Annotated in this window: 24 protein-coding genes; 8 read left to right on the top strand and 16 right to left on the bottom strand. The window is 62.6% G+C overall.

The annotated features are described in order from the left end of the window. The first annotated feature begins 93 nt into the window (after positions 1-93). Positions 94-1,110, top strand: a complete 1,017-nt coding sequence (gene hemB / locus RUW20_RS08035) for a porphobilinogen synthase (protein WP_313951682.1) — start codon at positions 94-96, stop codon at positions 1,108-1,110. Here hemB and RUW20_RS08030 read toward each other — a convergent pair. The 4 genes from RUW20_RS08030 to argB form a co-directional block, all read right to left on the bottom strand. Continuing rightward, positions 1,103-2,173 carry an acyltransferase gene (locus tag RUW20_RS08030; protein WP_313951681.1) on the bottom strand — a complete coding sequence of 357 codons (1,071 nt, stop codon included), beginning with the start codon at positions 2,171-2,173 and terminating at the stop codon, positions 1,103-1,105. The genes hemB and RUW20_RS08030 overlap by 8 nt on opposite strands. 6 nt (positions 2,174-2,179) lie before the next feature. Continuing rightward, entirely contained in the window at positions 2,180-5,413 is a 3,234-nt protein-coding gene (locus RUW20_RS08025) for a PAS domain S-box protein (protein ID WP_313951680.1), read from the bottom strand. A 196-nt stretch (positions 5,414-5,609) separates the two neighbouring features. Next, complete coding sequence (locus RUW20_RS08020) at positions 5,610-6,269, bottom strand: pyrimidine 5'-nucleotidase (RefSeq protein ID WP_313951704.1); 660 nt, start codon at positions 6,267-6,269, stop codon at positions 5,610-5,612. Between the two features lie 20 nt (positions 6,270-6,289). Further along, the gene (gene argB, locus RUW20_RS08015) at positions 6,290-7,177 is read right to left on the bottom strand and encodes an acetylglutamate kinase (RefSeq protein WP_313951679.1); all 888 of its coding nucleotides are present in this window, start codon (positions 7,175-7,177) and stop codon (positions 6,290-6,292) included. A gap of 178 nt (positions 7,178-7,355) precedes the next feature. On the opposite strand from argB, the gene gluQRS reads away from it, so the two are divergent. Next, entirely contained in the window at positions 7,356-8,303 is a 948-nt protein-coding gene (gene gluQRS / locus RUW20_RS08010; protein ID WP_313951678.1) for a tRNA glutamyl-Q(34) synthetase GluQRS, read from the top strand. Here gluQRS and clsB read toward each other — a convergent pair. After that, entirely contained in the window at positions 8,285-9,445 is a 1,161-nt protein-coding gene (gene clsB / locus RUW20_RS08005; RefSeq protein WP_313951677.1) for a cardiolipin synthase ClsB, read from the bottom strand. The genes gluQRS and clsB overlap by 19 nt on opposite strands. Before the next feature lie 450 nt (positions 9,446-9,895). Here clsB and nirJ point away from each other — a divergent pair, with 450 nt between their 5' ends. The 5 genes from nirJ to RUW20_RS07980 all read left to right on the top strand — a co-directional run bounded on the left by nirJ (position 9,896) and on the right by RUW20_RS07980 (position 15,895). Beyond that, the gene (gene nirJ / locus RUW20_RS08000) at positions 9,896-11,092 is read left to right on the top strand and encodes a heme d1 biosynthesis radical SAM protein NirJ (RefSeq protein ID WP_313951676.1); all 1,197 of its coding nucleotides are present in this window, start codon (positions 9,896-9,898) and stop codon (positions 11,090-11,092) included. Then, positions 11,089-12,687 carry a cytochrome D1 domain-containing protein gene (locus RUW20_RS07995; protein ID WP_313951675.1) on the top strand — a complete coding sequence of 533 codons (1,599 nt, stop codon included), beginning with the start codon at positions 11,089-11,091 and terminating at the stop codon, positions 12,685-12,687. The genes nirJ and RUW20_RS07995 overlap by 4 nt, the downstream gene beginning before the upstream one ends. Positions 12,688-12,746: 59 nt before the next feature. Then, positions 12,747-13,613 carry a DUF192 domain-containing protein gene (locus tag RUW20_RS07990; RefSeq protein WP_313951674.1) on the top strand — a complete coding sequence of 289 codons (867 nt, stop codon included), beginning with the start codon at positions 12,747-12,749 and terminating at the stop codon, positions 13,611-13,613. Positions 13,614-13,675: 62 nt separating this feature from the next. After that, positions 13,676-14,239: a chorismate--pyruvate lyase family protein gene (locus RUW20_RS07985; protein ID WP_313951673.1), complete on the top strand. Its 564-nt coding sequence runs from the start codon at positions 13,676-13,678 to the stop codon at positions 14,237-14,239. Positions 14,240-14,506: 267 nt separating this feature from the next. Beyond that, entirely contained in the window at positions 14,507-15,895 is a 1,389-nt protein-coding gene (locus tag RUW20_RS07980) for a DEAD/DEAH box helicase (RefSeq protein ID WP_313951672.1), read from the top strand. A 111-nt stretch (positions 15,896-16,006) separates the two neighbouring features. Here the strand turns inward: RUW20_RS07980 and RUW20_RS07975 are convergent, their stop codons facing one another. The 11 genes from RUW20_RS07975 to RUW20_RS07925 form a co-directional block, all read right to left on the bottom strand. Beyond that, a complete protein-coding gene (locus RUW20_RS07975; protein WP_313951671.1) occupies positions 16,007-16,531 on the bottom strand; it encodes a LapA family protein in 525 nt (174 codons plus the stop codon). Positions 16,532-16,661: 130 nt separating this feature from the next. After that, positions 16,662-17,357: a monofunctional biosynthetic peptidoglycan transglycosylase gene (gene mtgA, locus RUW20_RS07970; protein WP_313951670.1), complete on the bottom strand. Its 696-nt coding sequence runs from the start codon at positions 17,355-17,357 to the stop codon at positions 16,662-16,664. Further along, positions 17,354-18,193, bottom strand: coding sequence for a shikimate dehydrogenase (aroE, locus tag RUW20_RS07965; RefSeq protein ID WP_313951669.1), 840 nt, complete (start codon positions 18,191-18,193; stop codon positions 17,354-17,356). The genes mtgA and aroE overlap by 4 nt, the downstream gene beginning before the upstream one ends. Then, positions 18,190-19,074 (bottom strand): TonB family protein, encoded by an 885-nt coding sequence (locus RUW20_RS07960; RefSeq protein ID WP_313951668.1) that lies wholly within the window; start codon positions 19,072-19,074, stop codon positions 18,190-18,192. The genes aroE and RUW20_RS07960 overlap by 4 nt, the downstream gene beginning before the upstream one ends. A 1-nt stretch (position 19,075) precedes the next feature. Continuing rightward, positions 19,076-20,992, bottom strand: a complete 1,917-nt coding sequence (locus RUW20_RS07955; RefSeq protein ID WP_313951667.1) for an RNB domain-containing ribonuclease — start codon at positions 20,990-20,992, stop codon at positions 19,076-19,078. A gap of 8 nt (positions 20,993-21,000) precedes the next feature. Further along, entirely contained in the window at positions 21,001-21,573 is a 573-nt protein-coding gene (locus RUW20_RS07950) for a YqiA/YcfP family alpha/beta fold hydrolase (protein ID WP_313951666.1), read from the bottom strand. Position 21,574: 1 nt separating this feature from the next. Next, positions 21,575-22,399, bottom strand: coding sequence for an undecaprenyl-diphosphate phosphatase (locus tag RUW20_RS07945; RefSeq protein ID WP_313951665.1), 825 nt, complete (start codon positions 22,397-22,399; stop codon positions 21,575-21,577). 34 nt (positions 22,400-22,433) lie between these two features. Continuing rightward, the gene (locus RUW20_RS07940) at positions 22,434-22,631 is read right to left on the bottom strand and encodes a YkgJ family cysteine cluster protein (RefSeq protein ID WP_313951703.1); all 198 of its coding nucleotides are present in this window, start codon (positions 22,629-22,631) and stop codon (positions 22,434-22,436) included. 79 nt (positions 22,632-22,710) lie between these two features. Continuing rightward, positions 22,711-23,565, bottom strand: a complete 855-nt coding sequence (locus RUW20_RS07935) for an IclR family transcriptional regulator (RefSeq protein ID WP_313951664.1) — start codon at positions 23,563-23,565, stop codon at positions 22,711-22,713. A 102-nt stretch (positions 23,566-23,667) separates the two neighbouring features. Further along, positions 23,668-24,171 carry a thiol peroxidase gene (tpx, locus tag RUW20_RS07930; RefSeq protein WP_313951663.1) on the bottom strand — a complete coding sequence of 168 codons (504 nt, stop codon included), beginning with the start codon at positions 24,169-24,171 and terminating at the stop codon, positions 23,668-23,670. 368 nt (positions 24,172-24,539) lie between these two features. Continuing rightward, complete coding sequence (locus RUW20_RS07925; protein ID WP_313951662.1) at positions 24,540-25,301, bottom strand: PEP-CTERM sorting domain-containing protein; 762 nt, start codon at positions 25,299-25,301, stop codon at positions 24,540-24,542. Between the two features lie 51 nt (positions 25,302-25,352). On the opposite strand from RUW20_RS07925, the gene RUW20_RS07920 reads away from it, so the two are divergent. Then, complete coding sequence (locus tag RUW20_RS07920) at positions 25,353-25,688, top strand: hypothetical protein (protein WP_313951661.1); 336 nt, start codon at positions 25,353-25,355, stop codon at positions 25,686-25,688. Positions 25,689-25,714 lie beyond the last annotated feature (26 nt).

The following is a 25,714-nucleotide window of genomic DNA, read 5'->3' as shown; positions in this document are numbered from 1 at the left end:
AGCCATCCGCTTGTTAAGAGCCAAGTCCCTGGCGATAGTTCCCCGGGTCGCATTTTTTTCGTCAATCGTGTCTATTTGATCGAAGTGAGTCCTATGAGTTACGCCGGCAGCTTCCCCGTTACACGCCTGCGCCGCATGCGCCGCGACGATTTTTCCCGGCGCTTGATGCGCGAGTCGCGACTGACCGCCGATGACCTGATTTACCCGGTCTTCGTGCTCGACGGCGCCAACCGTAGCGAGCAGATCGCATCAATGCCGGGCGTTGAGCGGCAGAGCCTGGATCGGCTACTGAAGACCGCGGAGCTCGCTCTGACGCTCGGCATTCCCGCGTTGGCCCTGTTCCCGGTGATCGACAGCGCCGGGAAGACGCCGGGGGCCGAAGAAGCATACAACCCCGATGGGCTGGTGCCGCGGACCGTCGCTGCGCTGAAGAAGGAGTTTCCCGAACTGGGGGTGATCACCGATATCGCCCTCGACCCCTACACCAGCCACGGGCAGGACGGCTTGATCGACGCCGACGACCCGTCCGGCTATGTCCTGAACGATGAAACGCTCGAAGTCCTCGCCCGGCAGGCACTGGTGCATGCGCAGGCAGGTGCCGACATCGTGGCGCCCTCCGACATGATGGACGGTCGGGTCGCCCGCATCCGTTACGAGCTTGACGCCGCGAAGCAGATACAGACACGCATCCTGGCGTACTCGGCCAAGTACGCGTCGAGCTTCTACGGCCCCTTCCGTGATGCCGTCGGCTCAGCCGGCAACCTCGGCAAGGGCAACAAGCACACCTATCAGATGGACCCGGCCAACAGCGACGAAGCGCTGCGTGAAGTAGCGCTGGACCTCGCCGAAGGGGCCGACATGGTGATGGTAAAACCGGGAATGCCGTACCTCGACATCGTCCGGCGGGTCAAGGAAACATTCGAAGTACCGACCTACGTCTATCAGGTCAGCGGCGAGTACGCCATGCTCAAGGCGGCTGCCCGGAATGGCTGGCTCGACGAGCAGGCTTGCGTTCTCGAAAGCCTGCTGGCCTTCAAGCGGGCTGGTGCCGACGGCGTCCTGAGTTACTTCGCGCTATCGGCGGCAGCGTGGCTCGCGGCCTCTAGGTAAAACCGGAAGCCGCACGCGGTCGCGAGAACCCCTTTTGCCCCGGGCTTTCGACAAAATGATAGAAAAGTGCCCCGGCGGCGAGACTGGCCAACCATGCCAGGAGCACACCGACGAGTTGGACTCCGGGTTCGGCGGGCGCAAAGCGGGAGAACAAGGCATTGATGAGCAGACAGATCGGGAAGTGAATCAGAAAAACGGAGTAGGAAATCTCGGCAAGGTAGGCAATGACGTGCGACCGGGGCCAGGTTTCGAGCACCCCATGGCGGCGGGCCAGGCCAAGCGCCATCGCCACAGCCAGCGCCACGGCGATCCGTGGGCGGTAGTCAAGGAGCAGTGCGGCGATGACGGTCACGATGATCAGCAACAGCCATCCAGCCGCCCGTTTCTGGTTTGTTGCCCAGTAGGTCAGCGCACCCAGCGCATAGGAAGCAAAGAAATACACTGCCCAACTGTCCCAGGCCGAATCGCGGTTGAAGTAGTACAGCGAGGCGAGCGCCAGGCTGGCCGCCAGCAGCGTGCCGACGACGGCTACGCCACGGCGGCGGCCGAGAGCACGTGCCAGCCACAGGATACCGAGCAGTAAGGCAAACAGCTGGAAATCGATGGCCACGTACCAGACGCCAGCCGACAGGCCCTCGTAACCCAGAATGCCTTGCAGCAGTAGCACGTGCGCGGCGACTTGCGGCAGCGTCGGCCGGCCGGGAATCGAGTCGTGCGTCATCAGCATGCGGGCGATGGCGGCACACGCCAGACCAATCAACAGGGCGGCCAAATAAGGTGTGACCAGCTTCAGGTAGCGTTTGCGCAAGGACCCAAGCGGCTGCAGCGATATCAACACGCCGGCTGGGGCAAGGCTGCGCGCGGCGAGGAATCCGCCGATCACCAGGAAAGCCTGCACCGCGCTGCGCGCATGTTGGCTCATCCAGGAGAACAGGTCGGGGGCCAGTGAGTAGGCGTGGTCGGACATCGGCCCGTAGAAGGCCAGGTGATGGAGGATGATCAACTGCAAGGCCACCGCCTTCAGCGCATCGATGAATGGCAGCCGGGGAGAATGCTTGGTCACGGTCGCTCAGCCCTTGAGAAAGAGGTTCTGGAATTCGTCGAACGGCATCGGCTTGCCGCGCAGGTAACCCTGCATCTCGTCGCAGCCTTCGCCAGTCAGGAATTGGCACTGTGCAGCGTTCTCGACACCTTCGGCAATCACCGTCAGTTGCAAGCTATGGGCTAGCGCGATCACCGCCCGGGTAATTGCGCAGTCTTCCGTGCCGCCAGGTAGCCCACGAACAAAACTCTGGTCAATTTTCAGCTTGTTGAGCGGTAACCGTTTGAGGTAGGCGAGCGAGGAATAACCGGTGCCAAAATCGTCAATCACCAGGCTCAGTCCCATTGCCCGCAGGTTATCCAGAACCTGGACGCTCCCCTCGGTCTGACTCATGATGGCGCTTTCGGTGATTTCCAGCTCAATGAACTGCGCCGGCAATCTCGATGCCTCGAGCGTCTTGCGAGCGGTCTCCTGGATCCGGCCACGCGCGAATTCGACGCCAGAAACGTTGATCGACAGGACGCCCGGCTCGAGACCTGCGCAGACCCATGCCGCCCACTGGCAGGCCGCGGTCTTCTGCACCCATTCGCCGATCGGGACGATCAGTCCTGATTCCTCGGCCAGCTTGATGAACTCCCCGGGCAGCACCAGACCCTGACCGGGACGCATCCAGCGCACCAGGGCTTCGGCGCCGACCATTTTTCCGGTTATCAGGGAAAACTGTGGCTGCAGGAAGACCCTCAACTCGTCGCGCTCGATCGCGCGCCGCAAATCAGTCTCCATTTGCAGGCGCGCCAGCGAAGAGCGGGTCAGGTCCTGGGTGAAAAACTCATAGGCGTTCCGGCCCCGCTCCTTGGCGCGGTACATCGCGACGTCGGCATTTCTCATCAGCGTTTCGGCTTCGGCTCCGTCCTGAGGAAAAAGGCTGATGCCGATGCTGGCGCCGACGAAGAACTCCTGCTCCACCGTCACCGGAGAATCCTGCAGGGTAGCGAGAATCTTGTCGGCAATGTGCGAGACAACCGCGAGGTCGGCGATGTCCTCGATGAGAATGAGAAACTCGTCGCCCCCGAGGCGGCCGACCGTGTCCGCTTCACGCATCAAGCGGCTGAGGCGTCGTGCGACTTCGCACAGAACGCGGTCGCCGACGTGATGACCGAGGGTATCGTTGATGTTCTTGAATCGATCAAGGTCGATGAACAGGACCGCCAGCCCTCTCGCGTCGCGGTGGGCGCGTTGCAGCGCCTTGTGCAATCGGTCGCCAAGCAGCAAGCGGTTGGGCAAGCCGGTCAGGGGGTCGTGATGCGCCTGGTGAGCAAGCTGATCGTGCGCCTTGCGCAGTTCGGTGATGTCGGAGAAAACGCCAACGTAGTGCGTCACCCGATCCCCCGGATCCTTGACGGCGCTGATCGTCAGCGACTCCAGAAACTCCTGACCGTCCTTGCGCCGGTTCCAGATTTCACCCCGCCAACGCCCACCAGCGCCAAGCGCGCGCCACATCCCGCGGTAGAACTCTCGATCCTGAAGTCCGGACTGCAGGAAGCGTGGATTACGCCCGACAACCTCATCTTCGCTGTAACCGGTAATCTCGGTGAAAGCTCTGTTAACCGCGATGATCGTGCCATCCGGGGCGGTAATGGTGATCCCTTCTGCGCTACTGTCGAAGACCGTCGCCGCCTGCTGCAGGCGCTGCTCCAGTCGCTTGCGATCGGTGATGTCAAGCATGATGCCGACCAGACCGGCGGCAGGTTCTCCGAGAGCGCCATAAACGGCCTTGTGAAAAACCACATCGCGGTATTTGCCGTCAGCGTGCAACACCTGGGCTTCGTAGACCTGTGAACCGGAGCGCTGAAACAGCTCTTCGTCGGCGGCCATGTAGCGATCGGCCAGCTCACGAGGCGAAACGTGGTAGACCGTGGCGCCGACCACTTCGCTACGCGCCTTGCCGATCATTTCGAGAAAGGCCTGATTGCAGCCGAGATAGCGCCCTTCCCGGTTCTTGTAGAATACCGGACCGGGAATGGCCTCAACCAGCTGGCGCATGAAATCGAGCTGCTGCGACAGCTCTATGGTCCGCTCGGCAACTCGTCGCTCGAGTTCGATATGGCTCTGCCGCAGGGCGTATTCGGCGTCGCGGCGAGCAGTGACGTCTTCGAACAACCAGACATGGCCTTCGTCCGCGTTTTCTGGGTTGAGCAAGCTACCCGTAACCTGGCACCAGACGACAGAGCCATCGGCCTTGCGATACTCCACGGTACCGATGAACTTTCCGAACTCGTCGATAACCGGATGACTGCGCTCGCCGGCATCGCGCCAGACCGCCTCACTGGCGAAGAAAAGGCGCGTGGACTGTCCGATCAACTGCCCTGGCAGGTAACCGAAGATGCGCTCGAAGCCGGGATTGCAGCGCTGGATGATGCGATCGCGCAGGAAGGCGATGCCGATCGGGGCACGTTCGAAGATCAGCGTTTGTTCGCGCAGCAGCGCATCCATGGCGCGGCTCGCCTGGCGCTTCTCGGTCACATCCTCGTACAGCCAGATATAGCCTTCGTCAGGCTTGGCCGGGTTGATCATACTGCCGGTGATGTGGCTCCAGATCCGCGTCCCATCGCGCCGGTAGAACACCGTATCACCGTGATAGATGCCGGTCCTGGTAATCGCCTCATACGCCTGCTGGCCGGTTTCACGCCACGCTTCGTCGCTGGGGTAGTAGATGCGCGTCGACTTGCCGATCAATTCGTCTGGTGTGTAACCCATGAGCTCGGCGAACCGCCGGTTGCAGCGCTGGATGACGCGGTCGCGCAGGATCACGATGCCGGTTTCCGCGTTCTGGAAGATGAGCTGTTGTTCGCGTAGCAGGCGCGCGCTGGCCTCCCGTCCGTTCACTTCCTGGGTGATGTCGCGAACGATCCACACCGACCCCTCGCGCGGCGCCGACGGATCGATCGCCCGGGCAATGAGGTGGGCAACAAAGGTGCCGCCGTCGCGGCGAGCCAAACGCGTTTCGAGTTCCAGTGTCTCGCCAACCCTCAGCGGCCGCCGAGCTTCCCCGCGCAGCGCTTCACAAGCCGCACGGTCCGGATAGAAGACGAGGTCCGGTTGACCGACGAGCGTTCCCGCCGCCCAGCCGAAAAGCTCCTCGGCGCGCGGGTTGCAGCGGTACACACTGCGGTTGCGCGTGCACACCACGGCAATCCCCGAATGCTCGAGGATGGCTTTGTATTCAAGCAGCTGCTGTTCCAGTGACCCGGACTCTCTCATGGCGGCAGACAAAAAATTTCGCGCGCGAAGTCTACACGACTGAGGAGGATCACGGTATCCGGATAGTCGCGGAATACGGTCTGCCCGACGGAAGGTGCACCCGAGTAGTGATCAACAGGCCGACAGCCCGCTGAGCGTGACCGGTACGTGCGTCGCCCGGCGAGACCCTGTCCGCGGCCTGGCCGCGCGGTTACCATCAAGGCAGGCGCTTCGCTGACCACCAGCGCCGCAGACAGCGCGGCAGGTCAAGAATCGAAACCAGCCTCCTGTCCACCCAGGCTGGCTGGCGCGTGGAGGCGCTCACCCATACCGTTTTCATGCCCAGCCGCTTGGCGGTCCGCAGGTTGGGAAGCGCGTCTTCAACCATGATGCAGCGGCCGGCAGCAAGACGCTCGCTGCGCAGCAGGTGGCGGAAGCCGCCGACAGCCGGTTTGGGTTGAAAGCGGATACGCTCGACGGAATAGACGGCGTCGAAACAGCTCCGGATGCCGATGAGTTCGAGTACTGCCTCGCTATAGCGCGCCGGCGCGTTGGAAAAGACGATCTTGCGCCCCGGCAGGCGGCCAAGCATGGCTTTCAGTCCACGCTCCCAAACCAGCAGGCGCTTGAGGTCGGGAAACTGATGGGTGTGCCAGAGGAAATGGTGTGGATCGGTACCGTGATGACGCATCATGCCGAGCAGCGTCGCGCCATAGCGCTGCCAATAATCCTGCCGGATCTTGGTCGCCTGCTCCGCGTCCACCCCCAGATGGTCCCGAATATACGCCACCATCGAGCGGTTGATGTGCGGGAAAATGTGCGGGCTGGCGTCGTGCAGGGTATTGTCGAGATCGAAGAGCCAGACCGGAGAGCCGATTGTCAGGAGAATCCCCGGAATCAGTGGGACTTGATCATCGTACCGACGCCGTGATCGGTGAGGATCTCCAGCAACAGCGCGTGCTCGACGCGGCCATCGATGATGTGCACGCTCTTGACGCCGTTGCGCGCGGCATCGAGCGCCGAACTGATTTTGGGCAGCATGCCGCCCGAGAGCGTTCCATCGGCGACCATGTCGTCGATCTCGTTCGGTGTCATACCGGTGATCAACTGGCCACGCTGATCGAGGACGCCGGGCGTGTTGGTCAGCAAAACCAGCTTCTCGGCCTTGAGGATTTCGGCGATCTTGCCGGCGACCACGTCGGCGTTGATATTGAAGGTCTCCCCGCCTTTGCCGACACCGATCGGTGCCACCACCGGAATAAAGCCACCCGACTCCAGGTGTCCGATCAGGGAGGGGTCGATCTGCGTGATGTCGCCAACCTGGCCAACGTCGATCAGGTCCTCGGCATTGTCGCGGTTCGGCAGCAACAGCTTCTTGGCGCGAATGAAGCTGCCATCCTTGCCGGTCAGACCCACTGCCTTGCCACCCGCCTGGTTGATGAGATTGACGACATCCTTGTTGACCTGGCCGCCGAGGACCATTTCGACGATGTCCATGGTTTCGGCGTCGGTGACCCGCATGCCCTGGATGAACTGCCCTTTCTTGCCCACCCGGGCGAGTAGGTTTTCAATCTGCGGGCCGCCGCCATGGACCACCACCACATGCATTCCGACCAGCTTGAGCAGCACCACGTCACGCGCAAAACACTGCTTGAGATGCTCGTCGGTCATGGCGTTGCCGCCGTACTTGACGACGATGGTCTTGCCGTGAAAACGTTTGATGTACGGTAGCGCCTCGGCGAGAATGGCTGCTTCGTTGGCGGGGGTGATCGAACGATCGTTCATGCTCAAGTCCTTCCTGACAAGCGGCGGATTCTACGCGGCGCGGCTGGAAACACAAAGGCGGCGTACGCCGATCAGGATGAAACGTTCGAAGCTGACAACCGGCCGACACGCGGCGCCCTATTGTCGCCGCCCGGCGGCCACGGCACCACCCTGCGGCAGCCTCTGAACCCGACCAGAAATGGATTTTTCAGTGCCGGACGACCGCCCTGCCCAGCCGCCCTATCGTGGCCGATTCGCGCCCTCGCCGACGGGCCCCTTGCACTTCGGTTCACTGGTCGCCGCCGTCGGAAGCCATCTCGACGCCCGCGCCAGCAAAGGCGAGTGGCTGCTGCGCATCGAGGACGTAGACCAGCCACGGACCGTGCCCGGGGCTGCCGACGGAATCCTGCGAACGCTTGATGCCTTCGGCTTCGCATGGGATGGAGAAGTTCTGATCCAGAGCCGGCGCCTGGATTTCTACCACGCCGCCCTGGTCCGCCTGCAACTCGACGGCGACGTTTACCCCTGCGCTTGCTCGCGACGCGAGATCGCCGCCAGCTCGCCGCCGGCATCTATCGACGGCGGCCTGGTTTACCCGGGAAGCTGCCGTACCGGCCTCGCCGGCGGCCGCGCCGCACGCGCCTGGCGGATGCGCGTACCGGACCGGGTAATCGCCTTCGATGATCGGGTGCAGGGGCGTCAGCAGCAGAACCTCGAACGGGCCGTCGGCGACTTCATTCTGCTGCGTGCCGACGGACAGTTCGCCTACCAGCTGGCGGTTGTCACCGACGACGCGGCGCAAGGGATCAACGCGGTCGTTCGCGGCGTCGACCTGCTCGACTCGACGCCGCGCCAGATTTGGCTGCAGCAACGCCTTCAGCTGCCGACGCCAAGTTACGCGCACCTGCCGGTCGTGACCAACGCCGCGGGCGAGAAGCTGTCCAAGCAAACGCTGGCGGCGGCAGTCGATCCTGCCGCTGGCAGCGCGGTATTGGCGGCGGCGCTCGAGTTTCTTGGTCACCCGGTGCCGGCGGATATCCGCGCCGGACCACTGACCGACTTCTGGCCCTGGGCAATTGCGGCCTGGTCGATCGCGCGCGTACCCGCGCTGCGTAGCGTATTTCCCGGTCAGCGCTTGCCGCCGTAGCCGGCGATACCGACCAGAACGCGCACCAGATTGTAGCTGGCCCAGCGCAGCAGGCGAGAATGCCACGGTAAGCGTTTCCAGCTGTCGACCGGCAACTCGCGGGCACCGTTGCGCATCGCCTCATCAAGACTCTGCCGTAAAGTTTCGGCGAACGAGGCATCCTTGACGACGATGTTGGCTTCCCTGGCCAGCAACAGGCTGAAAGGATCGATGTTCGACGAGCCCACCGTCGCCCAGTAACCGTCGATGACCGCGACCTTGGCGTGCAGGAAGCTGCGCCGGTACTCGAAAACGCGGATACCGGCACCGAGCAATCTACCGTACAGCGCCTGCGTGGCGTAGTGCATCAGACGATACTCGACCCGCCCCTGCAGCAGGATGACCACCCGTACGCCTCGTTTGGCGGCGCCGTGCAGCGCCTTCCGGAAACGACGTCCGGGCAGGAAATAGGCATTGGCGAGAACAATGTCTTCCTGCGCAGCGTTGATCGCCTCGAGATACGCCTCCTCAATGTCACGCCGGTGGAGCAGGTTATCGCGCACCAAAAAAGCTGCCGTCTGCTCTCCGCGCGGTTCCAGGTCGGTCGGCGCCGTTTTCGTCACGCGGTAACGACGATTCAGTTTCGCCCACACCACGATTTCCCAGAGGCGATGCTGCGCCTGCTGAATCGGTGCCAGTAGCGGTCCTTCGACGCGAACCGCGTAGTCGTAGCGCGGTGGAATCTGGTACGGCGTATTGAGGTCGTCAATGACGTTGATCCCGCCGATAAAGGCGATCTCTCCGTCGATCACGGCCAGCTTGCGGTGCAGACGACGCAGGCGATGGCGACGCAACTGAAAACGCGCAATGTCGGGTCGGTAGACCATCGCCTGAACGCCGGCCTCGACCAGCACAGGTTGCAGGCGATCGGCAAACCCTCGAGCGCCGAAGCCGTCTACGAGAACACGAACCGTGACGCCGCGTCGAGCGGCATTGGCCATCGCCTCGGCAACGGCGTGACCGGTAGCGTCGTCCTCGAAGATATAGCTTTCAAGGTGAACGTCAGACCGCGCGCCGTCAATTGCCCTGATCAAGTCGGGAAAATACTCGGCGCCGCTGTTCAGCAACGTCAACCGGTTGCCACTCAGGAACTTGGTAGCCATCGGGTCAGCGCCGACACGCAAACAGCTTGATGACCATCATTTGCCTGCTGAACTTCAAGAAAACCTTCATGGCGACGACTGGCAGCACCAATCGATCGACCCACCATCGCCAAGACTGACGCGGCCCACTAATTGTCAATGGTTTAGGCGCACTCGTCCAGCCACCTGCAGAGTACCGCCGGTGCCCGCCGGCTGACGACCACGGCGCGTGATTCGCAGGGCTGCGGCAGACACCGATCGCCTGTAGAATCCACGCGATGTCGCCTGCCCGGCGGTGAAACGCAAGACCGGAAGCGCTGTCCACCATTTGGCCAGCGGCCCGACGGTGAGGGCGCCAGGGGTTGCCAGCTAAGCGTCGGCCGGCGCTCGATCAGGTGAGGCTTGATCCACGTCAAGGCCACCCCGCCGGGCCTGTTCTCTAATACGCAGTTTTCTCTCGGGGATTGCACGATGTTTCGGATTTCCCAGTACATGCAGGAACTCACGGCACCCAAACAGCCCGGACCAAAGCAGAACCCGCCGGCGCCGGTGGTGATCTGGAATCTCATCCGCCGCTGTAACCTGACCTGCAAACACTGCTATTCGATTTCGGCCGACAAGGATTTCCCCGGTGAGTTGACGACCGACGAAATCTTTGCCGTGATGGACGACCTCAAGCGTTTTCGTGTGCCGGTGCTGATTCTTTCCGGCGGCGAGCCGCTGCTGCGACCGGACATCTTCGACATTGCCCGCCGCGCCAAGGCGATGGGCTTCTACGTCGGACTATCGTCCAACGGTACGCTGATCGACGCCTCAAACATTGACCGCATCGCCGCGTGCGATTTCGACTATGTCGGCGTTTCGCTCGACGGCATGGGCGAAACGCATGACAAGTTCCGGCGCATGGAAGGCGCCTTCGATGCGTCCCTGAAAGGTATTCGGCTGTGCCGCGACCTCGGTCTGAAGATCGGCGTTCGCTTCACGATGACCCAGGACAACGCGCACGACCTGCCGCGCCTGCTTGAGCTGGTTGAAGACGAGGGCATCGACCGCTTCTACTTCTCGCACCTCAACTACGCCGGCCGCGGTAACAAGAACCGCAAGGACGACGCGCAACACAAGCTGACGCGCTGGGCCATGGACCTGCTCTTCGATACCTGCTGGGACTACCAGCAACGCGGCCTGCACAAGGAGTTCACTACCGGCAACAACGATGCCGACGGGGTCTACTTCCTGTACTGGGTGAAGAAGAAATTTCCTGAAAAGGCGGCCAACATCCGCGCCCGACTGGCGCAATGGGGTGGCAATTCATCGGGCGTCAACGTCGCCAACATCGACAACCTGGGCAACGTCCATCCCGACACCATGTGGTGGCACTACAACCTGGGCAACATTCGTGAACGACCCTTCTCGGAGATCTGGATGGATGTTTCAGACCCGCTGATGGCCGGTCTGAAACAATTCCCGCGTAGCGTCTCGGGACGTTGCGGCGATTGCCAGCACTTCGACATCTGCAACGGCAACACGCGTGTGCGTGCGCAGCAACTGACCGGCGACGCCTGGGCCGAAGACCCGGGCTGCTATCTCGACGACGAGGAGATTGGCGTCGAACCTGGCCGCGAACGCCTTGCCGTAAGCCCCTACATCAGATTGCGCAAAGCATCATGAGCTGGCGCCTGGCGTTTTCCGCCTGCGGCCTGGTGGTGTCGCTCGGTAGCGGGTCATCGCTGGCCAACGCGGCCGGGGCAACGGCTGTCGACGCGCTTTACCAGGCACACTGTGCCGCGTGTCACGGCGAAACCCGGTTTGGTGGCATTGGCCCGGCACTGCTGCCGGAAAACCTCGAACGGCTGCGCAAGCCAGAGGCGCTGAAAGTCATCAGCGAGGGCAGGGTGGCAACGCAGATGCCGGCTTTCGGCGACAAGCTGAGCACTGAAGAGGTGGCGCAACTCGCAGAACTGATCTACAGCAAGGTGACCCCGGCACCAGTCTGGGATGCAGCTGAGATTCGCGGCTCGCAGGTGGTCAATGCCGACGCCACCAATCTGCCGGACAAACCCGGCCCAGGACTGAAAGGCGCCGACCCGCTCAATCTGTTCATCGTCGTCGAAACAGGTGACCATCATGTCTCGGTGCTCGACGGCGACAAGCTCGAGCGCCTGTACCGCTTTCCCAGTCGTTATGCGCTGCATGGCGGGCCGAAGTTCTCGCCGGACGGGCGTTTCGTCTATTTCGCTTCGCGCGACGGCTGGATCACCAAGTTCGACATCTACAACCTGGTCGTCGTCGCCGAAATACGCGCCGGCCTCAACACGCGCAATGCGGCGGTCTCCGGCGACGGCAAATGGGTGATGGTCGCCAACTACCTGCCGCACAGCCTGGTGCTGCTCGACGCGAAGGATCTCTCGCTGGTCAAGATCATCCCGACACTCAACGCCGCCGGCGACAAGACTTCACGGGTGTCGGCCGTCTATGACGCGGCCCCGCGCAAGAGCTTCGTCGCCGCGCTCAAGGACGTGCCCGAAGTCTGGGAGATCAGCTATGACCCGGACGCAGAACCCGTAGCCGAGGGCCTGGTACACGACTTCCAGTACCAGGAAGGCCACTTCACACCCGGCATGTTCTACCCGCGGCGGACCCTGCTCAAGGACTATCTCGACGACTTCTTCTTTACCCAGACCTACCATGAGATCCTCGGCTCGTCGCGCTCGGCGACCAAGGGACAAGTGATTTTTCTCGACGGCCGCAAGAAGATCGCCGACCTCGATCTGCCGGGAATGCCACATCTTGGCTCGGGAATCACCTGGCAGTGGACGGATCCGACGGGTCGCGAGCGCACGGTCATGGCCTCGCCGAACCTGAACGACGGGGTGGTCACCGTCATCGACCTGAAGACCTACGAGAATATCAAGGAAATCAAGACCCTGGGACCAGGCTTTTTCCTGCGTAGCCACGAGAACAGTCGCTACGCCTTCACCGACTCGATGATGAGCAAGGAGCACAAGAACACCTTGCAGGTGATCGACAAGCAGACCCTCGAAGTCGTCGCACAGATCAAGGCCGAACCCGGGCAGACGCTGGCGCACGTCGAGTTCACCCGTGACGGCCGTTACGCGCTGGCCAGCCTGTGGGAACTCGATGGCGCGCTGGTGGTGATCGACGCCCAGACGCTCAAGGAAGTGAAGCGCATCCCGGCCAGCAAACCGGTCGGCAAATACAATGTGTGGAACAAGATCTCGCGCTCGGAAGGGACCAGTCATTGATTCCATTACTTCCATGCTGACGCAGTCTGCCAGGTGGCGCGGCTGTCCGCCGATGGACAATGATCGCGAGAAGCGAAACGTCAAAGGGTCGCCATGAGAAGCATGTTCAACAACTTGCTGCACGGCCTGGTCGGCGCAGGATTGTCGCTCGGCTGTGCAACGGCCCTGGCCGTGCCGAAAGCGGCCGAAACCCTGGATGCGCCGGTAAGCTTTGGCGAGGCGGGCTCCCGACCGAAGCCGACCGCAAAGAAGGCTGCGGCGCCAGCAGACAAAGCGCGCAAATCGAGCGCCGCTGGCAAATCGGCGGCACCTTCCGCAAAAGCTTCCCGCAAGACCAGGGGAACTTCCGGCAAAAAGTAGCAATTCCGACCGCCGCTGCCGCCGCACGCGGACCGGGCGGACACGCACCCTCAGCCGGCAAGCCGGGCCGGTTTCAGCGCTCCCTTTTCTTCCTTTCGACCGTCTTCCATGCCGGAGTTTGTATGTGCAGATCCCTTGCCTTCTTGATCAGCCTGTCCGCCTTGCTGGCTCCTTTGCCAGCTTCCGCAGAGCTCCCGCGACTCGACCTAACCGCCGGTTTCTACCGCATCGAAGCGGAAGTGGCAGCCGATCAGAGTAGCCGGGTACAGGGTTTGATGAATCGCCGCAGCATGGCGGCCAACCACGGGATGCTGTTCGTCTATGCACAGGCGGCGCAGCATTGCATGTGGATGCGGAACACCTTGCTGCCGCTGTCGGTGGCGTTTCTCGATGCCGAAGGACGCATTCTGAACATCGCGAACATGCAACCCGAGACAGAGGACAATCACTGCGCCGAACAAGCCGCGAGCTACGCACTGGAAATGAATCGGGGCTGGTTCTCCGACAAAGGCATCAAACCGGGCATGCGAATTGGCGGCATCAACAAGTCGCCCCGCCCCCACTAAGCCTTGGCCACACACCTGTTGCGCGAATGAGCGGCCGACACGACCAAAGATGGCGCAGCAGATTGCTGCGCGCGACAGGGAACATAGCCTTCATCGCCTGGCTTCGTGACCGTGGTTCGCTGACGGCACGCATCCAGGCCAGAGGACACTTCGCTGTGCGGGTGTTGCGCCAGGGCCTCGGCATACCGACTGCCGACGAGGCGCTGGCACTCGGGCTGTCACCCGGGGTACGGGCCTGGATACGGGAAGTGGCACTGCTCTGTGACGGTCGCATCGTCGTCTTCGCCCACACCGTGCTGCCCTGCCAGCCGGGTGGCCCGTTGACCGTCTGGCTGGCGCGCCTCGGCAGCCGCTCGCTGGGCGCGCTGCTGTTCTCGCACGCCGGCTTCACGCGTGGCCCGATGAACTTCACTCGACTGGACTGCCGCCACGGGCTCTTTCTCCCGGCGCTCGCCGCCCTGCAACTGGGTGACCGTGCTCCGGATACGCTGTGGGCACGTCGCTCGCATTTCTCTTTCGGCGTTCAGTCAGTACTGGTGACCGAAGTCTTCTCACCGCAGGTACTACAACTGGATGCGTCCGATCACGAAGAGTGCCGAAAAAAAAACCGACGAGAGCCGAACTGATGCTATAATGCGCGGCTGCACTTGGCGGACTCACCGCGAAGTGCAACGAGCATCGCGAACCTGGCCGTAACTCTCAAGCCCCCCTGCCTTCTGGTGTCGATTCACTCAGCACCGCCCTGGCACAAAGCTTTTGTGCCGATTGCTGCTGACTTCTGTAAATCGATCAGAGTCTTTCTCAGCTTTTCGTTGGTTGGCGTTGCATTTTCCTTTGCCAATGCGCCATGCCGTTAAGGCAGTATGCGGCGCATCCATACAAAAAAGAGAACCATGACTTTTGCTGAAATAGGCCTTCACCCCGCCATCCTCAAAGCGCTCGCTGACTCCGGTTACACGGAACCGACCGCAGTCCAGAAACAGGCCATCCCGGCGGCCATCGAAGGCCGCGACCTGATGGTTTCATCGCAGACCGGCTCCGGCAAGACCGCAGCCTTCATGCTGCCGGCGCTGCACCGCTTCGCTTCGCAGGAACGCTCGGCCAACCCGGCTGTGCCGGCAGGCCAGGAGCGGCGACCGGTCCGCGGACACGATCGCCAGCGCTTCCAGGCGGCACGGCCGAAAATGCTGGTGCTGACGCCGACCCGCGAACTTGCCCTGCAAGTCACCGCCGCTACCGACAAATATGGCCGTCAACTGCACAACGTGCGGGCGATTGCCATCCTCGGTGGCATGCCCTACCCGAAACAGATGGAACTCCTCGGGCGCAACCCGGAAATCCTGGTCGCCACCCCGGGTCGTCTGATCGACCACATGAACTCGGGCAAGATCGATTTCTCGCAGCTGCAGGTACTCGTCCTGGACGAAGCCGACCGCATGCTGGACATGGGTTTCATCGAAGACATCGAGAAAATCGTTTCGGCGACGCCGGCCTCACGCCAGACTATGCTGTTCTCGGCCACCCTTGACGGGACGGTCGGCGAGATGGCGCAGCGCATGACCCGTAGCGCCTTGCAGATTCGCGTCGACGTTTCGTCGACCCGGCACGACAACATCGAGCAACGGATGCATTTCGTCGACGACCTGTCGCACAAGAACCGTCTGCTCGATCACCTGCTGCGTGACGCATCAATCGATCAGGCGCTGGTATTTACCGCCACCAAGCGCGATGCCGATACCGTCAGCGATCGCCTGAACGTCGCCGGCCTGAACGCCGCGGCGCTGCATGGTGACATGCATCAGGGCGCCCGCAATCGCACGCTTACCGCCATGCGTCGCGGTCAGGTACGGATTCTGGTGGCCACCGATGTCGCCGCGCGCGGCATTGACGTGCCAACAATCACTCACGTCTTTAACTACGACCTGCCGAAATTTGCCGAAGACTACGTGCATCGCATTGGTCGTACCGGCCGGGCCGGTCGCAATGGTCTGGCCATTTCGCTGGTTCATCACGCCGAGCACTTCAACGTCAAGAAGATCGAGCGCTTCACCAAACAGCTGATTCCGGTCGCCGTTGTGGTCGGACACGAGCCCACTCGCCGGGCAGCGCCGGCAAAACCGCGGCCGACGGGCAAACCCGGCTGGAAGGGTGGCGACAACCGCTCGAACAAACCATCGTCAGCGCCTCGGCGCGATGGCCTGCCCCGCACCCCTTACCGCGAAGCGGCCAAGAGCGCCCACGGCGCCGCCCAGACTGGCCGCCGCACCTACGGCGATCGCTGATCGGCAACTAAACCAGTTGAAAAAGCCCGCCTCGTGCGGGCTTTTTCTTGGCCGTCACGCCGCGCTGCTACCGACCGCAACGCCGAGCAAGGAGCACGCGACGAGGGGGGCTCAGCCGCGGCTCTGCTCGCGCGCCAGCGAACTGCCCCCGCTTCTTGCGAGACGGTCCTCGAGTTCGCCGAGAGACGCGGTAACACTACTTCCCGACTGCTCCACGGCCGCCAGAAGCTCCTTCTCGACGCGATCGAGTCTGGCGAAGATCGCGGCGTCGGCCTGCGCCGACGATCCAGCACCCGCTTTGTTGTCTGCCAGCTTTTTCAGCTCCACGGAGAGAAAGCTGCGCAGTTCGGTAAAACGTGAGGCCTCGGCCTTGTCTGCGAGTTCCCGGTTAGCCTGCAGCTGCTGGGCATTGCGACGGGAATCGAGTAGCGCGGAGCCCTGCAGGTAGATCACAAAAACCAGGAAATAGGCGGTAAGGAAGCCCACCAGACCGAGCATGATCAGCCCCAGCGGAGCCTGCACGTCAACCAGGCCCAGTGAAAGCGTCGTCGGGTTGTTGAAGGTGTCCCAGTTGAGTGCCGAAAAGCCAGCGGTCAGGCAGAGAACGAGCAAAAGGAAGGCGGTGCGGAACTTCATGGCGTGATCACTCCTTGATTTGTTTCCGGAAACGGACTGACGCGGCGTGGATCGAAGCTTGATAGTATCGCAGGAAGGTTCGCAGTTCGCCGACACCGGTGCGTTTCTAGCGCCGAACGGTGACGAAACCTCAGGGAACGCCCGCCGAGGGCATGCGCGCGAGAATGGTCGCCGTCTTCCCCGCCAGCCCGGGCGCGTTACGATTGCGGTCGTAGAAGCGCGGGCTCGGCACCATCCCGGCCAGCCGCGCGGCCTGTTCTGGCGCGAGCTGACTCGCCGAAATGCCGTAATAGTGGCGGGCTGCCGCTTCAGCACCGAAGACGCCGTTGCCCCACTCGATGACGTTGAGGTAGACCTCCAGGATCCGCTGCTTGCTCCAGATGGTCTCCAGCATCAGCGTGATCAGTGCCTCTTCAACTTTGCGCAGAGGCGTCTTCGACGGGGTCAGGAAGAGATTCTTGGCGAGCTGCTGCGAAATCGTCGAGCCCCCGGCGACGATGCGCCCCCGCCTCTGGTTCTTTTCGATGGCGTTCTGGATCCCTTCCCAATCGAAGCCCTCGTGGTCGAGGAACTTGCCATCCTCGGCGGCAACGATTGCGCGCTTGAGATTTGCCGAGATCCGACCATAGGGAAGCCACTGCTGCTGCAGTTGCGCTTGCGGATCCTTGACCCGCAACTCGGCGAGGCGAATGCTCATGAAACGCGTGTTGTCCGGGTTGACCCAATTCCACCACAGAACCCAGCCGAACAGCCACAACTGATAGAGCAGCAGCAAGCCGATGAAAGCGACCAACAAGCGCTTCAGCCAGACGCCGAGGCGGCTCATCGTCGAGCCGCTATACCCGGGTCAATAGGGCGCAACATGGCCATCACCGGCGCACCATCGGGGCGGACCCCTCGCCAGAGCAGGAAGGCTTCGGCAGCCTGCTCGACCAGCATGCCCAGACCATCTGCCAGGCGGGCGGCACCTTGCTCGCCGGCAAAAGCGAGAAACGGGGTACCGCCATCGGCGTACATCATGTCGTAGGCCAAGCTACCGGAAGCGAAGAGCGCGGCCGGCAAGGGTGGCAGCTCACCGGCCAGACTGGCAGAGGTCGCGTTGATCACCAGATCGAACGATTGGCCAGCAAGCGCCCGGTAACCACAAGCGCTTGGCGAGCCGCTTCTGCCGAAGCCCTGCGCCAGATCGCGCGCGCGCGCGACGCTTCGGTTGGCGATCACCAAGGCCGCCGGGGCGGCGTCGAGCAAGGGTGCGACGGCACCACGAGCAGCACCGCCGGCGCCGAGCAGGAGCACCCGCTTGCCGGCGATCGGACATGCCAGGTTGAGCGAGAGATCACGCAGCAAACCAGCGCCGTCGGTGTTGTCGCCGAGGATGTCGGCGCCGTCGAAAAGCAGCGTATTGACGGCACCGGCAAGTTGCGCCCGGGCCGTCAGCCGGGTTGCCAGCCGGTACGCCTCTTCCTTGAACGGGATCGTGACGTTGGCACCACGACCGCCGGCAGCGACGAAACTGTGCACGCTCGCCGCAAATCCATCCCGCGCGGCCAGAATCGCCTGGTAGCTGATGTCCTGGCGACACTGGGCGGCGAAAGCCGCGTGGATCGCCGGCGACTTGCTGTGGCTGACAGGGTTACCGAAGACGCAGTAACGGTCAGTCATCGTGCCTTGGTCTCCAGGCTGTCACGACGGGTGAATCGCCAGCTGCGGGTGATCACCAGGAAGTCGGTATCGTGCCGGATGGCGGGCGGAAAGTCGGCGAAAGGCGCGGCCATGGAGACGATCCGGCGAGCGGCATCATCGAGAATCTTGTGCCCGGATGAGCGGTGGATGTCGACCGAGGTGACCGTGCCATCACTCTTGATGGTCACCGTCAGGACCAGTGTCCCGTAGAGTTTCCCTTTCGCCGCCTCGGGGTAATTGAGCGTGCCGACGCGCTCGATCTTCGCCCGCCACTCCTCGACGTATTGCGCGAAGCGATACTCCTCAGCGCGCGTGCCGATGAATTTCTTGCGTGGGCGTTTGTTGTATTCGTTGAGTTCCTTGTCGATCGCGCCTTCCAGGCGCGCCATCGCCCGCGCGCTGTGGGCCAGATCACGGCCGCTGATGCTTGGCGCTGGCTCGGCTTGTGCTTCCTTGAGTGGCGTCGGGGCGACCACAGTCCGGCTGCGGCTCTGTGCCGCCAGTTGCTGCTGCCGCGCCTCGAGTTCCTGGATGCGCCTTTGCGATTGCTCGAGGTCCTGGCCGTCCTGATGCCTGGGTGCGGGCGGCAGAGGTGTCGTCACGCGGTGTTCCTGCTCGGTGTTGCCGCCACCGTCGAGCGTGGCTTGCGCCAGGACCTGCGCATCTGAAGGCTTTCTCGCCGAGCGGCTATTGACCAGGATGATATCGAGTGTCTGGTCCTCAAAGGCCCGCGAAGGGTCGGGGAAACTGAAATGCACCGACAGCAGCACGCCGTGCAGCAGTAGCGAGGCGGCCAAAGCCAGCCACAGGCCGCGTGCGCTTGGCAGAGATGCGTAGCGTTCGCACAAGCCAGCGCTCACCTCAATCGATCGCCTCGACCAGGCCGGCGTCGGCACTCTCGACCGCGCCACCGTCAGGGCCAAGCGTCTCGACATAGCGGCAGCCGAGTTCGAGCGTCAGATAGTCGACAGCCTCGATGCGCACCCGGATCTTCTGCCCCGGCTTGAGCTCCGGCGCCGACGGCACCCGCTGCACCAGTGGAAGACCGTCCAACCGGGCCAGATTGTCGCGGCCGATGATCGTCGCCGTGATCGTCTCCGCGCCCTGCTGGCGCAGCCAGCGCAGACACCAATAGCGTTCCATGCTGCGTTGAAATTCGGCGTAGGCGCCATAAGTCAGCTCGAAATCTCGCAGCGCTGCGAACAACGCATCCGAACGGGCGGCAAAAGGCGGCGTGTCACCCCGCAGAAAGGCGACCAGCTGCCACTGGTTGATCAGGTCTACGTAGCGGCGTAGCGGCGAGGTTGACCACGCGTACTCTTTCACGCCAAGGCCCTCATGCGCCTGCGGCGAGGTGCTCATCCTGACCTTGCCGCCGGACTGGATGCGGTAGATCGCCGTCACGCCTTTGCTCGCCAGCAGCCCGCCCCAGGTACTGTTGGCGACGATCATCAACTCGGCGACCAGCTTGTCGAGCGGGCTGCCGCGGCGGCGCGCGCAAATGTCGACCCGGCAGGCGTCGGCATCGCCGATGTCACCGTCGATGTGGAAGTTGTAGTCGTGATTGCCCTGCATCGCCGAGGGCTTGCCGCGCCGACCTTCACAGGCATTGGCCAGCTGCCAGAGCGTCATCAGCTCGTCGCGAAAGGCGAACTCGGGCAGACCATCGGCAATCGTGCGCTCGTTGAACAGCGGTTCGAGGTCGTGGTGACGCAGGTTGGCAACCACCGGCACGATCTCGACGCGCGACTCACAAGCCGTGATCTCGAACTCGGGCGTTACCGTCAGGTACAGCGAAATGGCCGCGCAGTCGCGGCCGCCGCAAAGCGTGAAGCAGTCAACCACTGCATCCGGCAACATGGTGATCTTGCTGCCGGGCAGATAGACCGTCGACAGCCGCTGGCGGGCAACGGCGTCGAGCGCTGATCCAGGCGCAATGCCCAGCGATGGCGCCGCGATGTGGATACCAACCTGCCAGCCCAGGCCAGGCAGCACCTGCAGCGAAAAGGCATCGTCGATCTCGGTGGTCGCTGCATCGTCGATCGAGAAGGCACGCACATCGGCCCGCCGCAAACCGACCGCCGCCCGCGGCAGCTCGTTGGCCGAAAAAGCGGTGCCGTTCGGGAAGTAGTCAAGCAGGAAGCGCTGCAGGTGATAGTCATGCGCCGAGCGGATGGCACCGCATTTCTGCAGCAGGTGTGGCGCCGACAGGCCGGTTTCGCTGCACGCCGCCTCCAGTGCCTTGGTCTCGCTGCGGTTGCGGTCCGGCTTGTAAAGCAGCTGGCTGATGATCGGCGAAAACTCGGGCGGCAGCGAGAAGGCTTTCAGTTCGCTGACCATGCGCTCGATGGTCAGCGCCAGCTGGCGCTTCTTTTCGAGCCCGGCAAGAGCAGCCTGGAGAATGTCGGCCGGCGCCTTGCGAAAACGACCCTTGCCCTTGCGATGAAAATAGATCGGCGCCGAATGCAGGGCCAGCAACAGCGCAGACGCTTCGACCGACGTGGCCACGTGACCGAAGTACTCGTTGGCAAAATCAGCAAAAATAAACTCGTCGTCACCGAGACACTCCCAGAGAAAATCCTGCTCGATTTCGCTGGCCAGGACCTCGGCCTGATCGAGCAAGACCGCCGGCGCCGGTTCCTGAAAGCGTAACAGGACATGCGCCGACTTGATCTTGCTACGCTTGCCGGAGGCCGTCTCGACCTGCAGGGAAGTATCGTTGTCGGCAAGGATGGTGGCCGTCCGGAAGGCGCCGTCTTCTTCAAATAGAACGTGCATCGTTACGATTATAACCCACAGAATTCAATGATTTGCGGCACGAAGTCGGCGAAACGGGTGAAACTGTGGTCGCCGCCTTCGAGGACTATCTGCCGGCTACCGGCGTAGCGCGCGACAGCTTGGCGGTAGTCGAGCACCTCGTCGCCGGCCTCGACCAGCAACAGGTAACGCGCGGGTGTGACGCGCGGGGCGACAAGCGCGCGCAGCTGCTCGACATGCTCACTGCCGAACGCGAAGCGCTCGCCGCTATGGAAGTTGGTGTGGCTGCCGAGCAGCCCCTCGAGCAATGCCGGCGCCATTACCGCCGGATTGATCAACACCGCCCGCAAAGCGTGTTTTTCAGCCAGCCAGGTCGCGTAATAGCCGCCAAGAGAACTGCCGACCAGCGTCGTCTGACCGTCCGCATCCGCCAGCAGGGCCTCGGCGCTGGCCATCGCGTCAAACGGAAAAGGCGATAGCTCCGGGCAGACGAAACGGTCGCCGCGCCCGGCAGCGGCCAGGCGTTCGCCGAGCAGCCGAGCCTTCCACGATGCCGGTGACGAGCAGAAGCCGTGCAGATAGACGATACGCGGAGCGGGCACCTCAGCCACTCGTCCAGGAAACCAATCCAAAATGCCAGGTAGCCAGGATGCCGATGCCGAAAGCGATGCGGTACCAGGCAAAAATCGAGAAGTCGTGACTGCTGATGTAGCGTAGCAGACCACGCACGGCCCAGAAGGCTGAGATGAAGGCGGCGACAAAACCGACCACCCACATCCCGAGGTCATCCAGGGAAAGCAGCGCGCGCTCCTTGTAGAGCTGGTAGATGGTCGCCCCGATCAGGGTCGGGATGGCCAGGAAGAATGAAAACTCGGTGGCGGCGCGGCGCGACAGGCCGAAGAGCAGGCCACCGATGATCGTCGCTCCCGAGCGTGAGGTTCCCGGGATCAGCGCCAGTGCCTGAGCGCAGCCGAGCTTGAAGGCATCGGTCACCGACAGGTCGTCGACCGACTCGACGCGGATGCGATGCTCGCGGCGCTCGGCCCAGAGAATGATAAAACCCCCGACGATGAAAGCGGTGGCCACGACCGGCGGGTTGAACAGGGAGGCCTTGATCGCCTTGCCGAAGAGCAGGCCGATGACCGCCAGCGGCAGGAAGGCGACCAGCACGTTGAGCGCGAAACGCTGCGCCCCGCGGTCACTCGGTAAACCGAGCAATACCTGCATGATCTTGGCCCGAAACTCCCAGCACACCGCCAGAATGGCGCCGGACTGGATGACGATCTCGAACAGCTTGCCACGCTCGTCATTGAAATCGAGCAGATCGCCCGCGAGAATCAGGTGGCCGGTGGAAGATACCGGCAAAAACTCGGTGACACCTTCGACGATACCGAGAATCAGGGCTTTCAGCAGAAGCAACAGGTCCACGCGAGGCTTTCGAGAAAAAGCCGCATTCTAGCACTCAGGGTCGCGTTGCTCTGTCCAGCGCCGACAACCAGGCAATCGCCTGTTCCCGATTCTCGCCGCACATCTCCTCGGAGGGCTGTAGCCCGGCGCAGAACGCCGGCCGCCCGGCGCGACCCCACAGGGCACAGCGCAGGTCGACGGTCAGATTGGCACACGGCTCACCGGCCGCTTTGCCACTGGGGTGGCCGGGCATCGGCGTGGTGATCGATGGCGCCACGCAGCAGGCACCACAGCCGGAACGGCACTTGCGCAGCGGCAACGTGGATGACACGCTATTGCTGGCCGCTGGCTATTGGCTGAGGATCCTCGCCAGCTTCGTCTTCTCGGCTGCCATAGCCGAGACGCCGGGAAAGCGTCGCCGCGGCTTCCTTGGTACCCACCGCAATCGGGCTGTCCCAGTCGATGTCGAAACTGCCGATGATACCCAGCGAGGTGACCGCAGCAACCATCCGACCGGTGTGACCGAAAACCGGCGCGCTGCAACCGTTGATCCCGGGCGTCATACTGCCCGAAGCACGCGCGATCCCGTGCCGGCGGATGTCGTCGAGCTGCACAGTGAGCGCCGACATCACCTCCGTCGGCGACTTGCCTCCCGCCGCGGCTACCGCTTGCACTTCGGCATCCAGCATTCTCTTCAGGTACGGCGAGCGGTAGAAAGCAGCAAACGCCAGGCCGCTAGCCGATGTCGTCAACGGCAGGACGACACCGGTGCGCAGGGTGACCGTCACCGCACCACCAGCCTCTACCCAACGCACGCAGGTCGCGCCATGGTTGCCCCACATGGCGAGGGCAACGGTTGCGCCGATCTGCTCGCAGAGGTCATCGAGCACCGGCCCGGCGAAGCGCACGGGATCGAGCCGCGCCAGACTGGCCAGCCCGAGTTCCAGAGAAAACTCGCCCAGACCGTAGCGCCCGGTATTCGCATCCTGTTCGACCAGCCCCATGCGCATGAAGCTCACCAGATAACGACGAGCCTTGGCCGCCGGCATGCCGGCGGCCAAGGCTACGTCACGCAACATCATCGACCGCGGGCTGGCCGCCAGGGCGCGCAGCAATCGCGTGCCGACTTCGATCGACTGGATGCCTTGTCGCTGTGGTTTCGTTTCAGAGCTACTGGCTTCGGACATTGGCCTGCTTCACGTCGATGGGTTGATGCGCTGATGGCCGCGAACCGGGAGCTCCGCAGGGACCAAGCGGCGATTCGTTTCCGACCTCGCCTGGCGCCAGATTCAGGCGAGTGCCTGCAGAGCTGCCTCGTAATCTGGTTCGTCCTTGATCTCGGCAACCAGCTGGCTATGCAGCACCTGGTCGTTGCCGTCGAGCACGACGACAGCACGCGCTGCGAGGCCGGCCAGCGGACCGTTGCTCAGCGCGACACCGTAGGCTTCGAGAAAGTCACGACCACGCATGGTGGACAGGGTCACCACCGACTCCAGACCCTCGGCACCACAGAAGCGGCTGAGCGCGAAGGGCAGGTCGGCCGAGATACAGAGCACCACGGTATTGGCCAGTGCGCTCGCCTTCTCGTTGAAAGTGCGCACCGAGGTCGCGCAGGTCGGCGTGTCGATGCTGGGAAAGATGTTCAGTACCTTGCGCTGACCGGCGAAGCTGCTCAGCGCAACGTCGGCCAGATCCTTGCCGACCAGCGTGAAAGCAGGCGCCGTCTGGCCTTTTTGGAGAAAATCGCCGTTGACCTGAAACGGCTTGCCACCGAGCGTCACTGTGCTTGTCATGTTGGTTCCTTGTCGGAAGTGAAATGCGGGAAACTTCGCGAGGCTGCTGATCATTCTGGCCAGCCGTCGTTTTGCATTATTCCACAGTGGAAGTTCTCGGGCGACCGATCCGCGGCAAACTGCTGGAAGGGTGGCCGGCCCGCCAGCGAGGCGCCTGCGGTGTCTGGCGATTGGTTTGGCGGGGCAGGGCAGACGGATGCTTCCTTTGCCTGCGAGAAACGGGAGAGCGGGAAGTTTGAAGGGGGCGTAGAGACAAATGTTAGGTGTGACTGCGGAAATTTGACCCCCGAAATTGCGTGGCGGCCCCGCGCTCTACCAATGAAAAAGGGCCGGACGCGCCGACCCCTGTTGGCGATGCATTGGAGTCGTTATTGCTGCAACTTCGCCTTTTGGCGACGGGCGGAGAAACCCAATAGCCCCAAGCCGGCGAGAATCATCGTGTAGGTCCCCGGTTCGGGAACAGCTGCGCCGGCCAGGCCGGTCGGGCCGGCCGGGCCGGTCGTGACGAAGGCATTAATGTTGCCGTGGTCGTAAAGATAGTTGCCGTTGTTGCCGTAGCTGATCTCGATGAATTCCCCGATGCCAAGCGTGATGGGCGAACTGAAAATCGTTTGCTGGTAGGTCGCAAGCGTTGACGGGTAGTCGAACGTAAATGACCCAATCGCGTGATACCCGCCGCCGGTGTAAGAGCGAACCGTGACATCGAATCCGTTGCCGTAGTGGCCGTTCCCCACCATTTCGCTCCACAACTTCAACTCCGTCACCGTCTGCGCGGTCTGCGCGCGGAAGACGACGCTCGTGGGACTCGCGCTGCCCGGATGGACGAAAACGCCATTAAACGTCGCCAGTGTGTTGGCGGGACAGTACCCGGGGCTGCACCCGTTTGTCCCGACGTCGACCAGCGACCCGATCTGTTGGTATAGGACTGCGGGGTAGTTATAGTAGTCGGCCCCATAGGGTGGAAGCAGCGAGCCGCCAACGCCGTTCCCCGCATAGAACGTCCACTGGTCAGTCGCCGACTGCGCCGGGTAAGTGCTGGGCAGGGATTCGAAATACGATCGCAAGTCGTAAGTCGTTGCCAAGGCATTGACGCTGAAAAGTGGCAGCGAAAGCAAGGCGATCTTGGCCAACCAATGTCCGTTCCCGGCAGATTCAGCATTCCGTAACACAGCAATCCTCCTTTGAAGAAATCAGCAAAAATGAACCCAGCAGGCAAAAGCAATTATCCTGCCAAGTCACCGATACAATCTACCAATAGCAATTTATTCAAATTGTTACGTTGTCCAAGCGGCGCTGCGCACGCGCTGCGCCAAGCAGCGCGTGTAAGAATTTTCGACAGGCAAAAGTCGACGCTGGACGCGTATCAAGAGCGCTACCCGGAGCGCGATCAGGCGATGGCTCAGGCCTATCTGTGTGCTTACACGATGGCCGAGATCGGCCGCCAATTCGCGGTGCATTACATGACCGTCAATCGTGCGGTGCGTAAGATTGAACGGGAGCGCGGAGGGACGGTGTGAGGTTTGGACGTACGCACAGCGCACCA

Source organism: Accumulibacter sp. (assembly GCF_032229525.1).
Lineage (GTDB): Bacteria > Pseudomonadota > Gammaproteobacteria > Burkholderiales > Rhodocyclaceae > Accumulibacter.
The sequence above is the reverse complement of the archived record's forward strand: the minus strand, read 5'-3'. Positions and strand labels throughout refer to the sequence as shown.

Excerpts from the sequence above, each read along its gene's own strand:
- hemB (WP_313951682.1), top strand. The coding sequence starts at position 94 with ATGAGTTACGCCGGCAGCTTCCCCGTTACACGCCTGCGCCGCATGCGC.
- RUW20_RS08025 (WP_313951680.1), bottom strand. The coding sequence starts at position 5,413 with ATGAGAGAGTCCGGGTCACTGGAACAGCAGCTGCTTGAATACAAAGCC.
- argB (WP_313951679.1), bottom strand. The coding sequence starts at position 7,177 with ATGAACGATCGTTCGATCACCCCCGCCAACGAAGCAGCCATTCTCGCC.
- gluQRS (WP_313951678.1), top strand. The coding sequence starts at position 7,356 with ATGGATTTTTCAGTGCCGGACGACCGCCCTGCCCAGCCGCCCTATCGT.
- clsB (WP_313951677.1), bottom strand. The coding sequence starts at position 9,445 with ATGGCTACCAAGTTCCTGAGTGGCAACCGGTTGACGTTGCTGAACAGC.
- nirJ (WP_313951676.1), top strand. The coding sequence starts at position 9,896 with ATGTTTCGGATTTCCCAGTACATGCAGGAACTCACGGCACCCAAACAG.
- RUW20_RS07995 (WP_313951675.1), top strand. The coding sequence starts at position 11,089 with ATGAGCTGGCGCCTGGCGTTTTCCGCCTGCGGCCTGGTGGTGTCGCTC.
- RUW20_RS07990 (WP_313951674.1), top strand. The coding sequence starts at position 12,747 with ATGATCGCGAGAAGCGAAACGTCAAAGGGTCGCCATGAGAAGCATGTT.
- RUW20_RS07980 (WP_313951672.1), top strand. The coding sequence starts at position 14,507 with ATGACTTTTGCTGAAATAGGCCTTCACCCCGCCATCCTCAAAGCGCTC.
- RUW20_RS07975 (WP_313951671.1), bottom strand. The coding sequence starts at position 16,531 with ATGAAGTTCCGCACCGCCTTCCTTTTGCTCGTTCTCTGCCTGACCGCT.
- mtgA (WP_313951670.1), bottom strand. The coding sequence starts at position 17,357 with ATGAGCCGCCTCGGCGTCTGGCTGAAGCGCTTGTTGGTCGCTTTCATC.
- aroE (WP_313951669.1), bottom strand. The coding sequence starts at position 18,193 with ATGACTGACCGTTACTGCGTCTTCGGTAACCCTGTCAGCCACAGCAAG.
- RUW20_RS07955 (WP_313951667.1), bottom strand. The coding sequence starts at position 20,992 with ATGCACGTTCTATTTGAAGAAGACGGCGCCTTCCGGACGGCCACCATC.
- RUW20_RS07940 (WP_313951703.1), bottom strand. The coding sequence starts at position 22,631 with ATGCCCGGCCACCCCAGTGGCAAAGCGGCCGGTGAGCCGTGTGCCAAT.
- RUW20_RS07935 (WP_313951664.1), bottom strand. The coding sequence starts at position 23,565 with ATGTCCGAAGCCAGTAGCTCTGAAACGAAACCACAGCGACAAGGCATC.
- tpx (WP_313951663.1), bottom strand. The coding sequence starts at position 24,171 with ATGACAAGCACAGTGACGCTCGGTGGCAAGCCGTTTCAGGTCAACGGC.